A 14,905-nucleotide genomic window follows, 5' to 3' on the forward strand; every position below is an offset into this window, starting at 1 on the left:
TACAACGCTTGAATGCAGGTGCTCAGAAGCGTGCGGTGATGCCCAGCTTGAGGGTGCGGCCCGGCGCCGGCAGCGTGGACCGCGTGGCCGGGTCGACGTAGTAGCGGTTGCCGAGATTGCTGCCGACCAGCTCCACGCTGGCGTGCTCGTTGAAGCGCCAGCGCGCATACGCATCCACCGTGGTGATGTTTCCCCAGGTGAAGGGCACGTTCTGCCAGAGCAGGCTGCTGCCACCGGCCAGCAACCGGTCGCGGTAGGCCTGCAGGTCCGGGTTTTCGTGGCGCCGGTAGTGGATGATGCGGCTGCCCAGCTCCAGTCGCTCGTCGAGCAGGCGCGTGCCCAGCGACGCGTTGACCGACAGCTTCGGAATCGCCTGGGTCAGCAGGTAGCCGCTGACGAACCCGTCCTGCACGCAGTTCGGGACCAGGCCACGGTTGGCATCCAGCAGCACGGCACTGCTCTCGTCGCAGACCTCGTTCTCCAGCGTGCGGGCGATGCCCAGATCGGTGAAGAAACGGCGGTTGTCGAAGCGTGCCTGCAGTTCGATGCCGCGGATGGTCTGCTTGTCGATGTTGTCGAACAGGAAGTAGGCATCGCGCTCGATCACGTTGCGGGTCTTGTGCACGTAATAGGCCAGCTTGACGTCGGCGTCGGCGGTGTTTCCGAACAGCGCCGACAGGTCGTGCACGTAACCCAGCTCGTAGTTGTAGGCATGCTCCGGCTTGAGGTCATACAGCGGGTTGAGGCTGCTGGAGAAGGCGATGGTGCTTTCGAACATGCTCGGGAAACGCACTGCTTCGCTGTAGCGCAGGTAGATGCGCGCGGCCGGCGACAGATGCGCCGTCGCCGAGAAAGTGGGCAGCCACGCGTAATCGCGCTGGCGCCGGTTGCTGCCATCCACCGGCCGCGCCTGCACGGTGTTGCCGATGCTGCAGACCAGGTCGCTGCCGGCGAACAACGGCAGCACGCCCGGGATCGCAGCCACCTCGCCGTTGAGGCACGGGTTGGTGGCACGGGCATAGTTGCCGTTGGCGTCGGGCAGCCACGCGATGTTGTGCTCCACTGCCTGCGGTGTTTCGTAATAGGCCAGCAGTCCCCGGATCGAATCATCGATCACCGAGCCCATGCCGATGCTCTCCCAGAACTCGCGTTCTGCTTCCAGCGCATCGATCTCTGCCTGCAGGCTGGCCGGTCGCTCGGGCAGCTCGTTGACCCGATAGGTAGCCTGCTTGCTGCCCACCCCCTTGGTCAGAAGCTCCGGGTGCGCGTCGAGGAAGTCGTCGAAGGCCCAGTAGCGGCTGTAGCGGACGCCGGCGTTGAGGGTGAGGACATCGAGCGGACGCCATTCCAGGTTGAGGTAGCCCTCGCCCTCCTGGCGGCGGCCGGCACGCGGAAACATGCGCCAGCCATCAGTGGTGCCGAAGTACGGATCGCGCGAACCCAGGCTCTCGTACTGCCAGTTGCCCCCTACGGTCAGGTCGAGGCTGGAGTGCAACGCGAAGCGGTTGCTGACCGTCAGGCCGGTGCGATCGTTGCGCGCGTTGGCCAGAGCGGTGTTGCGCAGGATCGGGCTGGCTTCAGGGTCCCATTGCGGATTGCCCGGCGCGAAGTTGGGGAAGCCGCCCGCGGTATAGGTATCGCTGTCGGTCTCGGTGCGCCACAGATTGGCATACAGATCCAGCCAGCGGCTGCCGGCCGGCTGCCAGCGATACTCCAGGTTCCAGGCATCCGAGTCGACGCGGCTCAACGGCCACTGGATGCGGCCGTAGTCCGGCGCCGACAGGATGCGCGAAGGCATGATCTCGCCGTAGTGCGAGAGCGTGTGCCGCCAGCTCGCCTTCAGCTGCTGGTCGTCATTGATCTGCCACGTCGCCTTGAGCAGCCACGACTCCTGTTCACTCGACGTATTGGGCACTTCATCACCCGGCTTGAAGTAGCGGGCCAGCGTGGTGATGTAGTCGATGCCCTGGTACTCGTACTGCTCGCGTGGGTCCTGGTCGTAGTAGTCGCTGCCCTGGCTGCCGGAGAAATAGTTGCCACGCCGGCGCCAGGCATAGGCCGCCATCACGTCCACCGTCTCGCCGCGCAGGCCCAGCGCCAGTCGCCACGCCTGGTCCTCGCCATCGAATGGATTGTTGCCGCTGCGCGACTGCACCGGCACCACCAGGGTACGGTCGTCATAGGGCGAGTTCGGCGACCCCTGCGGGAAACCCGGCACCGTCCGGTAGTCCTCGCCGCTGTGGAGGCGTGGCAGGCGTGGCGCCACCGCGTTGCTGCTGCCTTCTATCTTCAGCTCCCCGCCGAAGCGTTCGCCCGCCGGCACGACGTCATCGATGTCGATGGTCCTGATGACCAGCGCGCCGCCGATGCCGCTGTGCACGTCACGCACCAGGCCGGGCCCCTTGATGACCTGGATGCCACCGATCAGGTTGGGATCGATGTAGTTGCGGTTGCTGACGCCGTTGTAGCCCCGCCAGACCGTGAGGGCCTGTTCACCGCCGTCAATGCTCACCGGCACCCGCCCCGGCCCCTGGATGCCGCGGATGTTGATGTCCAGCGCGCCGCTGTTGCGCGCATCGCCGCTGAAAACGCCGACCAGATCCTTGACCACGTCGGCCGGGTTGGCGCCGCGGAAGCGCTCCACCCGGTCCCGCCCCGAATACACCGTGGTCAGGTCCAGCGCGAACACGTCGTCATAGCCACGGCGATCGCGCGCTTCGCCGCCTTCCGGCTGCAGGCGACCGGCGACGTCCAGCGTATCGGTCACCCGCACCCCTTCCCCCTCGGCCGATGCCTGCGCTGCGTCCGCCGCGGCGCGCAGGCTCCAGGTGCCATCCAGGCCTCGCTGGGCACGCACCCCACTGCCCTGCAGCAGCCGCTGCAGCGCCTGCATCTGGCTGTACTGGCCCTGCACTGCGCTGGAACGACGCCCTTCGACCAGGTCGCTGCGGAACACCACCTGTGCATCGGCCTGGCGCCCGAACGCGCGTACCGCGTCTGCCAGCGACTGCTCCGGGATGGCGTACTGGCGCAGCGCCGCCGCTGTGCTGGGTTGCGCCTGCGCGGCCGGCACCCGGGCCAGCGGCAGCAGTGCGGTGCAGATGGCCAGGGCCAGTGTGGTGGCGCGACGGTGACAGGCAGACGCCGTGGACGGCATGGACGGAACTCCTCAAGCGTGGGGAAACCACGGGCACAGCTGCTGCCGGTGGTGTGTCTGGCTTGAGGAAAAACGGTGTTTCGCTCTGGCTGTACCTCTATAGACAGCGCACGCTGCAGGCTGCCCACGCTTTTTTCAGGCTTTTTTCATCGCGATCTAAACCCTGCCGGCATCACCAGACCACCAGCGCGCCACCCGGCAGCCGCTGCACGCGCAGGCCCGCCTGGGCCGCCACTGCGGTGATGGCCGGGTCCGGCTGGCGCAGATGGAACAGGCCACTGACGCGGATCTGCTCCGCTTTTGTCCCCAGCACCCAGACCGGTGCGGCCCGATAGCGCGCCAACCGTTCGATGGCCTGTGCCGCGCTCAGATCGTCGATGGCAACCTCACCGCGCCGCCAGGGTGCCACCGCGTCGCTGGCGAGGCTGCTCACCGGCTGCAGCCAGCGTCCGTCACGGAACGCGCGTGCCTGCCCTGCATGCAGCCGTTGCAGGCTGCCATCACCGGGATGTACGTCCACTACCCCTTCGCTGACCTGGGCGGTCACCACCGCGTCCTGCAACGAAACGCTGAACGCGGTACCGATGTCGCGCACCAGGCCACCGCCGGCCTCGACCCGGAACGGCCGCGCTTCATGCGCGACCCGGAACCACGCCTGGCCGCGCAGCAGCCGCAGTTGCCGCTGATCCCCATCGAATGCGACGGCCAGCGCGGTGCGGGCATCCAGCACGATCGTGCTGCCATCCTCCAGTTGCACCACACGGGGTGCATCGCCGCTACGCAGATCGCTGCGCGCCCACAATGCGACCCCGGGGAGGGCTGGGACCGCCAGCACCACCGCGGCCACGCTGGCCCACCACCAGGACAGGCGCCTGCGCGGGGCGATCGGGCGCAGGCCCTGGCGATCGGAGGTCAGTGCCGGCAGTGCGGCCAGCACCTCCGGCCCAGCCTCGTCCAGGCCGTCCCAGAATGCCTGCTGGCGGCGCCAGGCCAAGGCATGGCGCGGATCGGCCTGCAGCCATCGCTGCAGGGCCCGCTGCTGCCGGTCCGGCAACGGGCCTGCACTGCACCGGATCACCCAGCGCAACGCATGCCTGGCCTGTCGCGGCGAGGGTTCGGACGTGGTCATGGTCGTAGCCTGTCGCACCACGAACTGGTGCGCGTGACTGTTGTGACAAGGGCGGGCGGCCTCTGCCCACGGTAATTGCGGGTCATCGGCGTGCGCCCTGCTGGTGCTGCTGGATCAGCATTGCCGCGCGCAGCACATGCTTGCCGACCAGGCTCTTGGAAATGCCCAGGCGGGCGGCGATCTCACGCTCGCTCAGGCCCAGGTAGCGGTTGAGCACGAAACACTCCCGCACCTGCGGCGGCAGCGCAAGGATGGTCCGGGTGATCTCGCGCAGCTGCGCCTGGTCCAGCGCCTGTTGCTCACCACCAACGGCATCGCCGACCTCGCACGCGTACTCGGCCATCGCCCGCCGTTCGCGTGCGTCGGCCTGGCTGCGGTTGAGGGCGTGATGGTACGCCATGCGGTACAGGTAACCGCGCGGTTCAAGGATCGGCGGATCGCCGGGCACGCTGCTGGCCTTCAGGTACAGGTTCTGCAGGGTGTCCTCGGTGCTGGCCGGGTCCAGGTAGCGCGCGATGAAGCGTGACAACGCACGGCGCTCGCGGATCAACAGCTCGACCAGCGCCAGGGCATTGGGAGACATAGGTGCCAGGCCGGACCGGGGAATGATGGGCGTGATGGCGACGGTCCGGGACGTGATTGTAGGGTGCGGCACCCCATCACGCCCAGCCCGCACCACGGCACCCGCCACTCCCGGGATCGTCAGTCCCATTGTCACGATAGCCCTGCCACCGGATCATCACCGGTGATGGCCGCGCGGCACCGCGCCTGATCCGGCCCCACATCCCCCGCACAGGAGAAGCCCATGGCCTACGCACGCATTGTCTCGATGGCTGACAACTACCTGCACCACATCAGCAACGGCACCTTCGATGTCAACGCCGACGAGCCGGCCTCGCTGGGCGGCCAGGGCAAGGGATTCGCCCCGTTCGATCTGTACCTGGCCTCACTGGCCGCCTGCACCGCCATCACCCTGCGCATGTACGCCCAGCGCAAGGGCTGGGAGCTGGGCGAGTTCCACGCCGAACTGCGTTCGGAGCGCGATCCTGATGGTCGTTTCCATGTGCACCGCATACTGCATGCCAGCGCCGCGCTGGACGATGCCCAGTGGCAGCGCCTGCTGGAGGTGGTCGAGAAGACCCCGGTCACCCTGGTTATGCGCGAAGGGGCGCGCATCACCAGCGAACGCGGCCAGAACGCCGCTCCCGGAAAGCGCTAACGGCGCGGGTGCAGCACGGTGCGCCGGCGCATCGCGTTGAACTCCCGCTCCACCTGCTGGATGTCCTCGGCCTGGAAACCCGCGGCATCCAGCATCTGGTTGGCCGCGGCGGCCGCCAGCGGATCGTCGTCACGCTGGCGCCAGCAGCGGGACGGCAGGAAATAGCCCACCTCGCTGCGCCCGCGCATGATCACCACCGGGCGGCCGGCGTACAGCAGGAACTCGGCCAGGTGCTGGCGCAGGCCCTCCACCGAGACATAGGCCGGACCGATGCCCAGCATCTGGCTGGACGTCCCGGGATTTTCGAACAGCTTGCGACGGCTCATCACACTCCTCCTTGTTGCCACGCGTGGTCTCCTTTCCCTAGACGGGCGCATCGCTGCACCCCCGCCACGTTTCGTGCCGGCCCGTCATCGCTGGCGGCTCAGAAGCCGGTGTTGAACTCCAGCTGGAACACATCGATCGCCAGCGGCGGGCCCGACACCGCCTTGGCAGCCATCCACTTGCCGCTGATCCAGCTGCGCGCGTCCAACGCATAGGCACCACCCACGTAATAGCCGCGCGCGTTGGTGCCACCCAGATGGAAGTTCGGATCGTTGTAGGCATCCGGCAGCGCATCGGCCTCGATCCGCTTGTAGCCCAGCAGTGCCTGCCACTGCCCCTTCTCCTTCAGGTCGGTGGCGCCGAACGTTGCCTGCAGCATCCACGCGGTGTCGCCGCTGCGGAACGTATCGATGCCGGGAGCGTCACCCGCACCGAAATTGTTGACGATGCCGTTGTTGGCGCGGCGGAACATCGCCTGCGTGTCGTACGCCAGGTTGCGGATGAAGTCGCCTTCCAGGCGCAGTCCGATGTCCTGCGCCAGCCGGGTATCCCAACGCAGGTTCAGCGTGGCCAGGCGGAAGGCGGACGCCAGGCCGACATACTGCGGCGTCGGCGTGCCGGCCGGATCCATCGGATTGAGCGCGATGTCGCGGATCAGCATCAGGGTGTTGCCCTTCTGCATGAACGCCGGGCGCGACCAGTCGGTGTCGCAGCCGACGGCGCCGGAGTACAGGGCACAGGGCGAGGACAGCCGACCGCTGATGTTCTTGAAGTCGTAGTAGCCCAGTGCGGCCCGCAGTGCGTTGTCGTCGTTGAAGCGCCAGTTCACGCCAGCCTGCGCGCCGGACAGCCATTTGTTCTCGTTCGGCGACTTCTCTCCGCTGCGGCTCTGCAGGCTGTCCGAGGTGTACTCCAGCGGCGCCACGGCAAGGGTGCCGAACAGGTCCAGATCGCCGTCGCCGAACCCGTACTTCAGGTTGGCGGCAAGTCCATCGAAATTCAGATCGTTGGAGAACAGGGTGTCGCTGCTCCAGAACGGATTGCCGAAACGGCCACCACGCACGGTCACCCAGTCAGCCGGACTGTAGGCCAGCCATGCCTGGTCGAGCCACACGTCCTTCTTGCTCAGGCCGCCCCCCAGCTGCTCGGTGGTGGACACCGGGCCATTGCTGCTGCCGCTGGCCAGGCGGATGCCAGCGGTGGTGTGATCGCCGATCATGGCCTCGACCCCCAGGCGGGCGCGGATGCGCCACAGGTTACGGCGGTCCTGTCGGGTGTTGAGCAAGGGCGGCAGCTGCAGGTTGGTATTGGTGTTGGTGTCGAATCCACTACCCGCATTGACCGCGGCCCAGTTGCTGACGATGCCGCTGTTGTCATCGCCATGGAAGCGCGACTCGCTGCGCACACGCACGTCCCCGGTCACCTTGATGCGCTGTGTCCATTCGGCGACCTCATTCGGCGCCGCCCAGCCCTCCGCCTTCGCCTGCGCCATTACGTCCTGGCGCACTTCGTCGCGGATGCCATCACGGACACTCTGCGGCACATAGGGCACACGCACATCGCCCGCCTCAAGCGCGATGCCTCCACTGCTGGCCGATGCAGCACCGGCAGCACCGCGCTGGGCTGCTGCTGCCTCGGCTTCGGCCTGCACCAGCAGCGCCTGGCCGTCCTCGGGCTTGAGCGCGCCAGTGGCCATCAGGCCTTTGATCAGCTTGATCATGGTGGTCTCAGCAGCCATTGCACCGGCCGGCGCCGCCAGGCTGAGCAGCACAGCGCAGCACAGCAGCGCCCGTCGGGCCGGCCGCGACGGGCGGGAGTCGGTTCGAGCGCGGACGTGGTTGTTCATCACGGTTCTCATCGGAAGAAGGGAAATCGGGGAAATCACGGTTCACGCCCCGGGCCTGCGGCCCTGCACAAGCACGCGCGCGGGGAAGTCCAGTGAAGGTGGCGGCGGCTGGTCCACCCGGCCGATCTGGCGCAGTGCGTCGAGCACGGCGGCGTCGGCCTCTTCATTGCCGCTGCCGCGCACCAGCTCGACTTTCTCCAGGCGCCCATCCGGCGCCAGCCACACGTTCACCTGCAACTGGAAGGCCAGGCGCTTGACCCGCGCATCGCGCGCAATCGCCTGCTGCATCAGGTAACCCAGATAGCGGCCATAGGTGGCATTGCCGGCACCACCGCGACCGGCACCGGACGCGCCGCCGCCACTGCCCGCCTGGATGCCGAAGTTGTCACCGCCCGCCTGCGCTTCGGCGTTCATGGTCACCGGGTCGGTATTGTCCGGCGTCGGCGTCGGCTCCTCGGCCGGGGTCGGCTGATCCAGCGGCTCCGGCTCGGGCAGGGTCTCCTCCGGCGGGGTCTCCGGTTCGGGGGGCTTCTCAGGCGGCGGCGGTGGGGGTGGCGGCGGGGGTGGCAACGCCAGCATCGGCGGCTGCACCACGGGGCGGCGGGTGCTGGCCGTGTCCTTGAACAGCAGCCACCACAGCACGGCGCCCACTACCAGCAGCACCGCCAGCACCAGCGCGACGGTCACCAGCAGCGGGCGGTCACGCATGCCGGGCTCCGGCCGTGGGGAATGAGGGCCGGTCATGCCTCAGCCCTGTGCCTTGCCGGTGACCAGGCCAACCTGGGCCAGTTCCAGCCGCCGCAGCAGATCCAGCACCTCGACCACGCGCGCGTACTGCACCTGGGCGTCGCCACGCACGATTACCGGGAAGTCCGGCGAGGTCGCGCGCTCTGTCCGCAGGCGGTCCTCCAGCTCGGCCATCGTCACCGGGTAGGCGTCAAGGAACACCTGGCCACTGGGATCGATGGTGATCGCCTTGGTCTTGGGCTTCTCCAGCGCCACACTGTTGCTGGCCTTCGGCAGGTTGACCTCGATGCCGGGAATGGAGGCGTTGCTGGTGAGGATGAAGATCACCAGCACCACCAGCAGCACATCGACGAAGGGCGTCACGTTGATGCCCTTCTCGCGCTTCTTGATGCCGAACTTCGCCTTCTGGGCCATGACGCGCTCCTCAGCCCTGCACCGGGGCCGGGCCGCGCCCGTCCTGCTCTTCAGCCAGGCGGGCGGCGAATTCGTCGATGAACACGGCCATGTCGGCACCGATGGCCTCGGCGCGTGCGCCCAGCCAGTTGTAGCCGAACAGTGCCGGGATGGCGACGCCGAGGCCGGCGGCCGTACACAGCAAGGCCGCCGCCATGCCCGGCGCGACCGAGTTGATGTCCACCGCACCGGCCATCGCCGCGACCACGAACACCAGCATGATGCCGATCACCGTACCGAACAGGCCCACATAGGGCGCGCCTTCGATGGTGGTGGACAGCCAGTTCATGCGACGCGACATCGCCTCCTGCTCGCGCACCATCACCGCATCCATCGATGCGCGGATCGCCGCGATGGTCGCCGCGCTCAGATAGCCGCCGTTGCCGTCGCGCTGGTGGCGTTGCTGCATCTCATCGATGGCCACCTGGTAGATGCGCCACAGCGAACCGTCGCGCATGGCCGCCGGTGCCTGGCCCTGCCGGTCCATGTCCGAGAGCGTGCGCAGCGGCACGCCGGCCAGCTTGCCGAAAGCATCAGTGAACACCGCATTGGCCTTGCCGGTGCGGCCGAAGTGACGGCTCTTGGCGATCATGATCGCCCACGACATCAGCATCATCAGGCCGAGGATGGCCACCACCACCCAGGCATCGAACGGCATCGCCTTCAGGATGAAGCCGAAGTGACTCTGGCCCGTGGACTGCTCATCGGTGCCATAGCTGATCAGGCGTGAGTCAGCGCCCTGCGCGGTGGCATCGGCCAGCAGCAGCGCCGCCGGGCGCGCGACCCGCGAAATCCGCAGTTCATCCAGCGCACCGTCGAAGCTGGCCAGCGGCTGCTCGGCACCCGGCGCATCAGCACCCACCACCGCTGCGGTGGACAGGGCGGGAAGTTCGCCGCTGAGCTGCGCCACCACGCGGCCATTGAGATACAGCTGCAGCGACCCCTTCTCTGCCGTCAGCGCCAGATGCGCCCACTGTCCCTCCGGAATCGGCTGCGCAGGCGTGCTGCGCTGGCCATTGAGCTGCACGAACGGCACCCGGTTGTCGATGCCCAGCAGCAGTTCCGCGCTGCCATCGCGACGGGCATAGATGGCCTGCGCCGCATTCTGTGCACCCGGCTTGATCCACGCGGACACGGTCAATGGCGCGCCGGCCTCCTGCGCCAGCGAAGCACTGGCTGGCAGCGGCAGCGCAGTGCCGGCGAACTGCACGCCGCGACCGATCACCGAACCTTCGGCGGCCGGCACCACTGCGCCCGCATTGTTGCCGTAGGCCGTGGTGTCACGTGCCGGGGCATTGGCGTCGGCGAAGTGGTAGACCAGCGTGTAGTCCGGATCGAATACCTGCTGTCCATTCCCACTGGCCGGCGCCTTGTCGTTGCCGTAGTACATCCAGATCGTCTGAGGTGCGGCGGCGCTGACGGCCGGCACATCCACCCACACCAGGGCCAGCCCCAGCGCCGGGTCGAACTGTTCGATCTGGTGCGCCAGCACGGTGCGCCCGTCCGCCGACACGAAACGCAGATCGCTGCCGGCATCCTGGGTGCCGTCGAAACCGAAGTTGCCCGTATGCAGGCGCAGCAGCAGCGGGGTTCGACCGGGATCGCCTGCCAGACCGGCACCCTGCGGGCCTGCGTCGATCGTGATCGGCTTGCGGTATTTCCATTCGGCCTGCCACCAGCTGGCATCGGCCGCAGCGGCGGGCAGCGCGATCAGCGCGGCCAGCAGCAGCAACATCCGGGAAAGCAAACGGTCCATGCGAGGGGTCTCCGGAGAACGCATGTTCAAGGGAAGGGTCAGTAACTGGTGCTGATGTTGAAATGCAGCCGCGGGTCGTCCTTGCGGGTCACCGGCCCATCGGCATAGGGCCACGCATAGTCCAGGCGCAACTGCAGGTGATCTCCCAGGCGCAGCTGCGCGCCGAGCCCGACCGAGGCCAGGTTGTACTGGTCGCGCTGTTCGGGCAGCGGCCGCCGCAGGCGCAGGTAGGCCGCGTCGGCAAAGCTGTACACGCGAAGCTGGCTGCCGCTCCACAGCGGCCATGCCGGGGTGCGCCATTCCAGGTTCGCCACACCGCCGTAGTCACCGATCGCCTCGGCCGACAGGTAGCCGCGCACGGTGTACATGCCACCGGCGGCGAACTGCTCGGCCGAGACCAGTGGCGCATCGGTCACCTGCAGGGCCCCACGTGCATACCATTGCCAATCGCTGCCGAAGGTATGCGTATTCGACACATCGGCCTTGAGTGCCACGAAGCTGGGATCGGCCCACGCCCGCTTCTGGCTGAAGTCGTACCCATTGCTGCCATAGCCGAACAGGCGGCGGGTTCCGGCCACCAGCTGCGTGCTGATGCTCAGCTGGTCCTGTTCGCCCTGGCGCACACCCACGAATGCCAGCGTGAGCGGTGCGTACTTCAGGGGAGTCTTCAGGTTGTCGCTGCCCATCCAGGTGTCCTCCTCGGTGTCCTTGAAGTCGACGCCGAGGCTGAGCTGCCGCCACCATGCAGTGCTGCCGGGCAGGCGGTAATTGAGCTTGAGGCCGATCGAATGACCATTGCCGATCACGTTGGTGCCGGTTCCCGCGCCCCCCTGGCCGCCGGCATTGAGCACGCGGCTGTCGGAGGTATAGCCCGATGCCTCCAGGCTCCAGGGGCTGCCTTCAAACGGCAGCGTGTACGACGCCGAGAACACCTTGGCCTGATCGGTATCTTGCGGAGCGAGGAACACGCCGAGACTGGCGCTGTGCCCGCGTCCCCACAGGTTGTCATGCGCCAGCGAGGCACTCAGGCGCAGTTTCTCGGTGTCGGCACTGCGGTCATTGTTGAGTGCGGCGCTCGCTCGCCAGGGCGACTTTTCTTCCACCTGCAGGTCCACGTCCATCGTGCCGGGCGTCTTTCCCTCACGGACCAGCGGCATCACCTGGCGGCGACCGCCTTCGTTGAGCGCGGTCAGTTCCTTCTGCGCCCGGTCGAAATCCGGCACCTGGCCCTCGGCCAGCGCCGGTACCCGTGCGCGGATCCGCGCCGACGCAGCAGGCGCCGCACCGACCACGCGCAGTTCGCCGATCGGCGTCTGCTGCACCTTCAGCAGCACCACGCCGGCACTGACCTGCTGCTCGGGCAGTTCCACGTACACCGACTGGTATCCCGCCTGCTGGTACAGCGCGCTGACTGCATCGCGCGCCTGCTCGACGTCGGCCAACGTCCTGCCCGGGCCGAGATAGGGCTCAACGGCGCGCTCGATCAGACGCGGATCAAGTACGGTGTTGCCGCGCACGATGTACTCGTTGATGTTCACCCTGGCCGCCGGCGTGGCATCCTGCGCGAGCAGCGGCATTGGCAGGGACGCCACGGCCAGCGCGAGTACCCGCGGACGCAGGCGCAGCGGGAGTCGGACAGCTCGGCACGGAACAGGCGTCATTGAAGGCATCGCGTCGTATCGAAGGAAGTGGCCAGGGAGCGGCGCGTGGGTCTACCCACAGGACGTGCAGGGCGCGTCAAAGCCGCCAACAGTTTTGTGACAGCACTGTCATCTGTTGACGGCGGCGGAATGCGCGCAGGCGGACACTGCGCCCGCCACCCGTCCATGAAGCAGCCGACATGGGGTGGCGGGAGATAGGAGATGAGCATGATCCTGACTGCATGGCGCTGGCCTGCCGTGGCGTTGCTCGCGTCCATCGCGATGCCGGTTGCGCACGCCGATGACCGCGCAACGCGCGCGGACACACCGCCCTGCATCGACGTGCAGGTCAACGGAGAGCGCATTCCGGCCTGGGAATGTCTGCAGCGCAGGCTCGCACCGGCACCGCCACGTGCACGATCACCGCGCCTGTCCGAGTCGGAGCGGCTGATGCGGCAGCCCGGCAACCAGCTCATGCAGTACAACCTGGAAGGCACCCGGCAACGGATGGGCGACGCCTTTGGTCGCGCGGTGACACCGCAGCGCCCCTCTCGCTGATCGCGCCTCAGTGCCGCCCCGCAGCGGCAGGCACGATGCCATCGGCAGGAACGGGCGGCAGCGCGGGCACCGGCAGGCTGCGCGACCGCCCCGCCTGCTGCAGTTCGATGGTCTCCGCGCCGATGCCGGCCAGTACCGTGGACGGTCCCAGGCGCTGCCCCGGCACATAGGCATCGACCGCGCCACCATCGACCGACAGCAGTGCCAGCGGTGCGTGCGCGCTGGCCATCACACCCAGCACCACTACCTCGGTGTGGATCGCACCCGGTGACAGCAGCCGCACCAGCGGAGCGCTGGCCGCAGCGTCGAACGGTGGCCGGGCCGGTGTCGACGGCCTTACCGCGCTGGCCGCCGCGGGTGGTCCTGCAGCGAACAGGGCAATGCCCCAGTAGGCCATCACGGCCAGCAGCAGCGTCGCCGCCAGCAGTGTCAGCAGGTGATTGCGATCCCAGCGCCTGCCGTCCATGTTCCGCACCTTCGTCGACATTGACGGCCACCACGCTAGCAGTCGCCGCTGACGCTTTTGTTTCATCATCCGCCGCTACCCTGTCCGCGATCGGCAGGCACAGGAGGCGATGTCGATGCGGCGCATCCCGCGCGGCTTCACCCTGCTGGAACTGATGGTGGTGCTGGTCATCATCGGTATCTGCACAACGGCCATCGGCCTGGGCCTGGGCACACTGCTGGATCCTGCGCGCCAGCTCCGTCAGGAAGGCGAGCGATTGGCGCAACGCCTGCAGGTGGCACGCGATGAGGCCCGCATCGATGGCCGCAGCCTCCGCTGGCAGGCGGATGCCGAGGGCTACCGCTTCAGCCGACGCGAGGGCGACCGCTGGACCGACGTGCAGCGCGACGACCTGCTGCGCCCCCAGCGGTGGCAGAGCCCGGGCATCGCCGTGCAGCCGGCGACGGCCATCGAACTGAGTCCGGAATGGATCGGCGTGCCGTGGGAGCTGGCGCTGTCGCTGCAGGGGCGACAGCTGCGCCTTCGCGACGACGGCAGTGGACAGCTGCAGGTCGTGCAGTGATGCGGCCGCGGCGGGGGTTCACCTTGATCGAGGTACTGATCGCACTGGCCATCGTGGCAGTCGCGCTGGCGGCGGTGATGCGCTCGGTGGCAGTGGCAACCGATGACCAGTCGCGGCTGCGCGACCGACGTCTGGCACTGCTGTGCGCACAGGACCGCTGGCAGGAACTGCGGCTGGCCGCGCAACCGCCCGCGGATGTGCAGCAGCGCTGCGTGCAGGGTCGCAGCCGCTTCCTGGTGCGGCAGCATCTGGGCAGCGGCAGCGACGGGCAGCCGCTGCTGGAGCTCATCGTGGTGGCGGAGGATGCACCAACGCAGTCGCTGGCACGCATGCTGCTGCCATGGACCGCTGCACCGTGAAACGGCGCGTGCAGGGCTTCACCCTGATCGAAGTGATGATCGCGATCACCCTCATGGGCGTGCTGGCCGTGATCTGCTGGCGTGCGCTGGACAGCGTGTCCAGCAGTGACCAGCGACTGCGCCACGCCGATGCAGGAACCAATGCCGCATTGCGGGTGCTGCAGCAGTTCCAGCGCGACATCGAGATGCGCGCGGACGATGCCCTGATGAATGGTGCGGTACGCCCCGCTGACCAGCCACAGCGCCTGCTGCCGCCGGCGCTGGTCAGCGAACGGCAGGCCGACGGCAGTTTCGCGCTGGAGATCACCCGCAGCGTCGGCAGCGACGGGCTGCGCTGGCAGCGGGTGCGCTGGTGGCGCCAGGGCAATACCCTGTGGCGGGCCAGCGGGCCGTCATCGGATCGCTATCCGTTGCCGCCACCAGAGCAGTCACGCGGGCTGGCCGTGGCGCACGATGTTCAGTTCTTCGATGTGCGCGCCTGGCAGCCGGGCGCCGGCTGGACGACGCTGCCCAGCCAGGGCCTGCTGCTGCCGGCCACCGGGCTGGAACTGAGGCTGCGGCTGCGTGATGGCCGCGGTCCGTTGAGCTACCGTCGCGTCCTTGAACTCTAGCCGCAGACGCACCCGCACGCCGTCGATCCACGTCATCCGGGGCGCAGCGTCCGCCATCCCGGCCACCGGGCGCTGTCC

At 68.0% G+C, this 14,905-nt stretch carries 15 protein-coding genes; 5 read left to right on the forward strand and 10 right to left on the reverse strand.

Annotated features, from left to right (window positions below):
- Positions 1–22: 22 nt before the first annotated feature.
- The 3 genes from N5J29_RS01800 to N5J29_RS01810 all read right to left on the reverse strand — a co-directional run bounded on the left by N5J29_RS01800 (position 23) and on the right by N5J29_RS01810 (position 4,869).
- Entirely contained in the window at positions 23–3,157 is a 3,135-nt protein-coding gene (locus N5J29_RS01800) for a TonB-dependent receptor (RefSeq protein WP_164152788.1), read from the reverse strand.
- Positions 3,158–3,329: 172 nt separating this feature from the next.
- Positions 3,330–4,286, reverse strand: coding sequence for a FecR domain-containing protein (locus tag N5J29_RS01805; RefSeq protein WP_164152790.1), 957 nt, complete (start codon positions 4,284–4,286; stop codon positions 3,330–3,332).
- An 82-nt stretch (positions 4,287–4,368) separates the two neighbouring features.
- The gene (locus tag N5J29_RS01810; protein ID WP_053516292.1) at positions 4,369–4,869 is read right to left on the reverse strand and encodes a sigma-70 family RNA polymerase sigma factor; all 501 of its coding nucleotides are present in this window, start codon (positions 4,867–4,869) and stop codon (positions 4,369–4,371) included.
- Positions 4,870–5,091: 222 nt separating this feature from the next.
- Here N5J29_RS01810 and N5J29_RS01815 point away from each other — a divergent pair, with 222 nt between their 5' ends.
- Complete coding sequence (locus tag N5J29_RS01815; protein ID WP_164152792.1) at positions 5,092–5,505, forward strand: OsmC family protein; 414 nt, start codon at positions 5,092–5,094, stop codon at positions 5,503–5,505.
- On the opposite strand, the gene N5J29_RS01820 is transcribed toward N5J29_RS01815, so the two are convergent.
- The 6 genes from N5J29_RS01820 to N5J29_RS01845 form a co-directional block, all read right to left on the reverse strand.
- A complete protein-coding gene (locus tag N5J29_RS01820; protein WP_065182343.1) occupies positions 5,502–5,831 on the reverse strand; it encodes a hypothetical protein in 330 nt (109 codons plus the stop codon). The two genes, N5J29_RS01815 and N5J29_RS01820, sit on opposite strands and share 4 nt — an antisense overlap.
- A 98-nt stretch (positions 5,832–5,929) precedes the next feature.
- Entirely contained in the window at positions 5,930–7,675 is a 1,746-nt protein-coding gene (locus N5J29_RS01825; protein ID WP_164152794.1) for a putative porin, read from the reverse strand.
- Between the two features lie 42 nt (positions 7,676–7,717).
- A complete protein-coding gene (locus N5J29_RS01830) occupies positions 7,718–8,383 on the reverse strand; it encodes a cell envelope integrity protein TolA (protein WP_279924086.1) in 666 nt (221 codons plus the stop codon).
- A 39-nt stretch (positions 8,384–8,422) separates the two neighbouring features.
- A complete protein-coding gene (locus N5J29_RS01835; RefSeq protein ID WP_053516303.1) occupies positions 8,423–8,836 on the reverse strand; it encodes a biopolymer transporter ExbD in 414 nt (137 codons plus the stop codon).
- 10 nt (positions 8,837–8,846) lie between these two features.
- The gene (locus tag N5J29_RS01840; protein WP_164152846.1) at positions 8,847–10,631 is read right to left on the reverse strand and encodes a MotA/TolQ/ExbB proton channel family protein; all 1,785 of its coding nucleotides are present in this window, start codon (positions 10,629–10,631) and stop codon (positions 8,847–8,849) included.
- Between the two features lie 38 nt (positions 10,632–10,669).
- Positions 10,670–12,292, reverse strand: a complete 1,623-nt coding sequence (locus N5J29_RS01845; protein WP_164152848.1) for a ShlB/FhaC/HecB family hemolysin secretion/activation protein — start codon at positions 12,290–12,292, stop codon at positions 10,670–10,672.
- Between the two features lie 261 nt (positions 12,293–12,553).
- On the opposite strand from N5J29_RS01845, the gene N5J29_RS01850 reads away from it, so the two are divergent.
- A complete protein-coding gene (locus N5J29_RS01850; RefSeq protein WP_239519822.1) occupies positions 12,554–12,829 on the forward strand; it encodes a hypothetical protein in 276 nt (91 codons plus the stop codon).
- A 7-nt stretch (positions 12,830–12,836) separates the two neighbouring features.
- Here the strand turns inward: N5J29_RS01850 and N5J29_RS01855 are convergent, their stop codons facing one another.
- The gene (locus tag N5J29_RS01855; RefSeq protein ID WP_053516310.1) at positions 12,837–13,295 is read right to left on the reverse strand and encodes a general secretion pathway protein; all 459 of its coding nucleotides are present in this window, start codon (positions 13,293–13,295) and stop codon (positions 12,837–12,839) included.
- Between the two features lie 115 nt (positions 13,296–13,410).
- On the opposite strand from N5J29_RS01855, the gene gspH reads away from it, so the two are divergent.
- The 3 genes from gspH to N5J29_RS01870 are packed head-to-tail and all read left to right on the forward strand — an operon-like array spanning position 13,411 to position 14,827.
- Positions 13,411–13,857 (forward strand): type II secretion system minor pseudopilin GspH, encoded by a 447-nt coding sequence (gspH, locus tag N5J29_RS01860; protein WP_164152850.1) that lies wholly within the window; start codon positions 13,411–13,413, stop codon positions 13,855–13,857.
- Positions 13,854–14,216, forward strand: a complete 363-nt coding sequence (gspI, locus tag N5J29_RS01865) for a type II secretion system minor pseudopilin GspI (RefSeq protein WP_065176109.1) — start codon at positions 13,854–13,856, stop codon at positions 14,214–14,216. The genes gspH and gspI overlap by 4 nt, the downstream gene beginning before the upstream one ends.
- Entirely contained in the window at positions 14,213–14,827 is a 615-nt protein-coding gene (locus N5J29_RS01870; RefSeq protein ID WP_164152883.1) for a prepilin-type N-terminal cleavage/methylation domain-containing protein, read from the forward strand. The genes gspI and N5J29_RS01870 overlap by 4 nt, the downstream gene beginning before the upstream one ends.
- The last annotated feature ends 78 nt before the right edge of the window (positions 14,828–14,905 follow it).

It is taken from the genome of Stenotrophomonas sp. GD03680, from assembly GCF_029844625.1.
In the GTDB taxonomy this organism is placed as follows: Bacteria; Pseudomonadota; Gammaproteobacteria; order Xanthomonadales; family Xanthomonadaceae; genus Stenotrophomonas; species Stenotrophomonas maltophilia_P.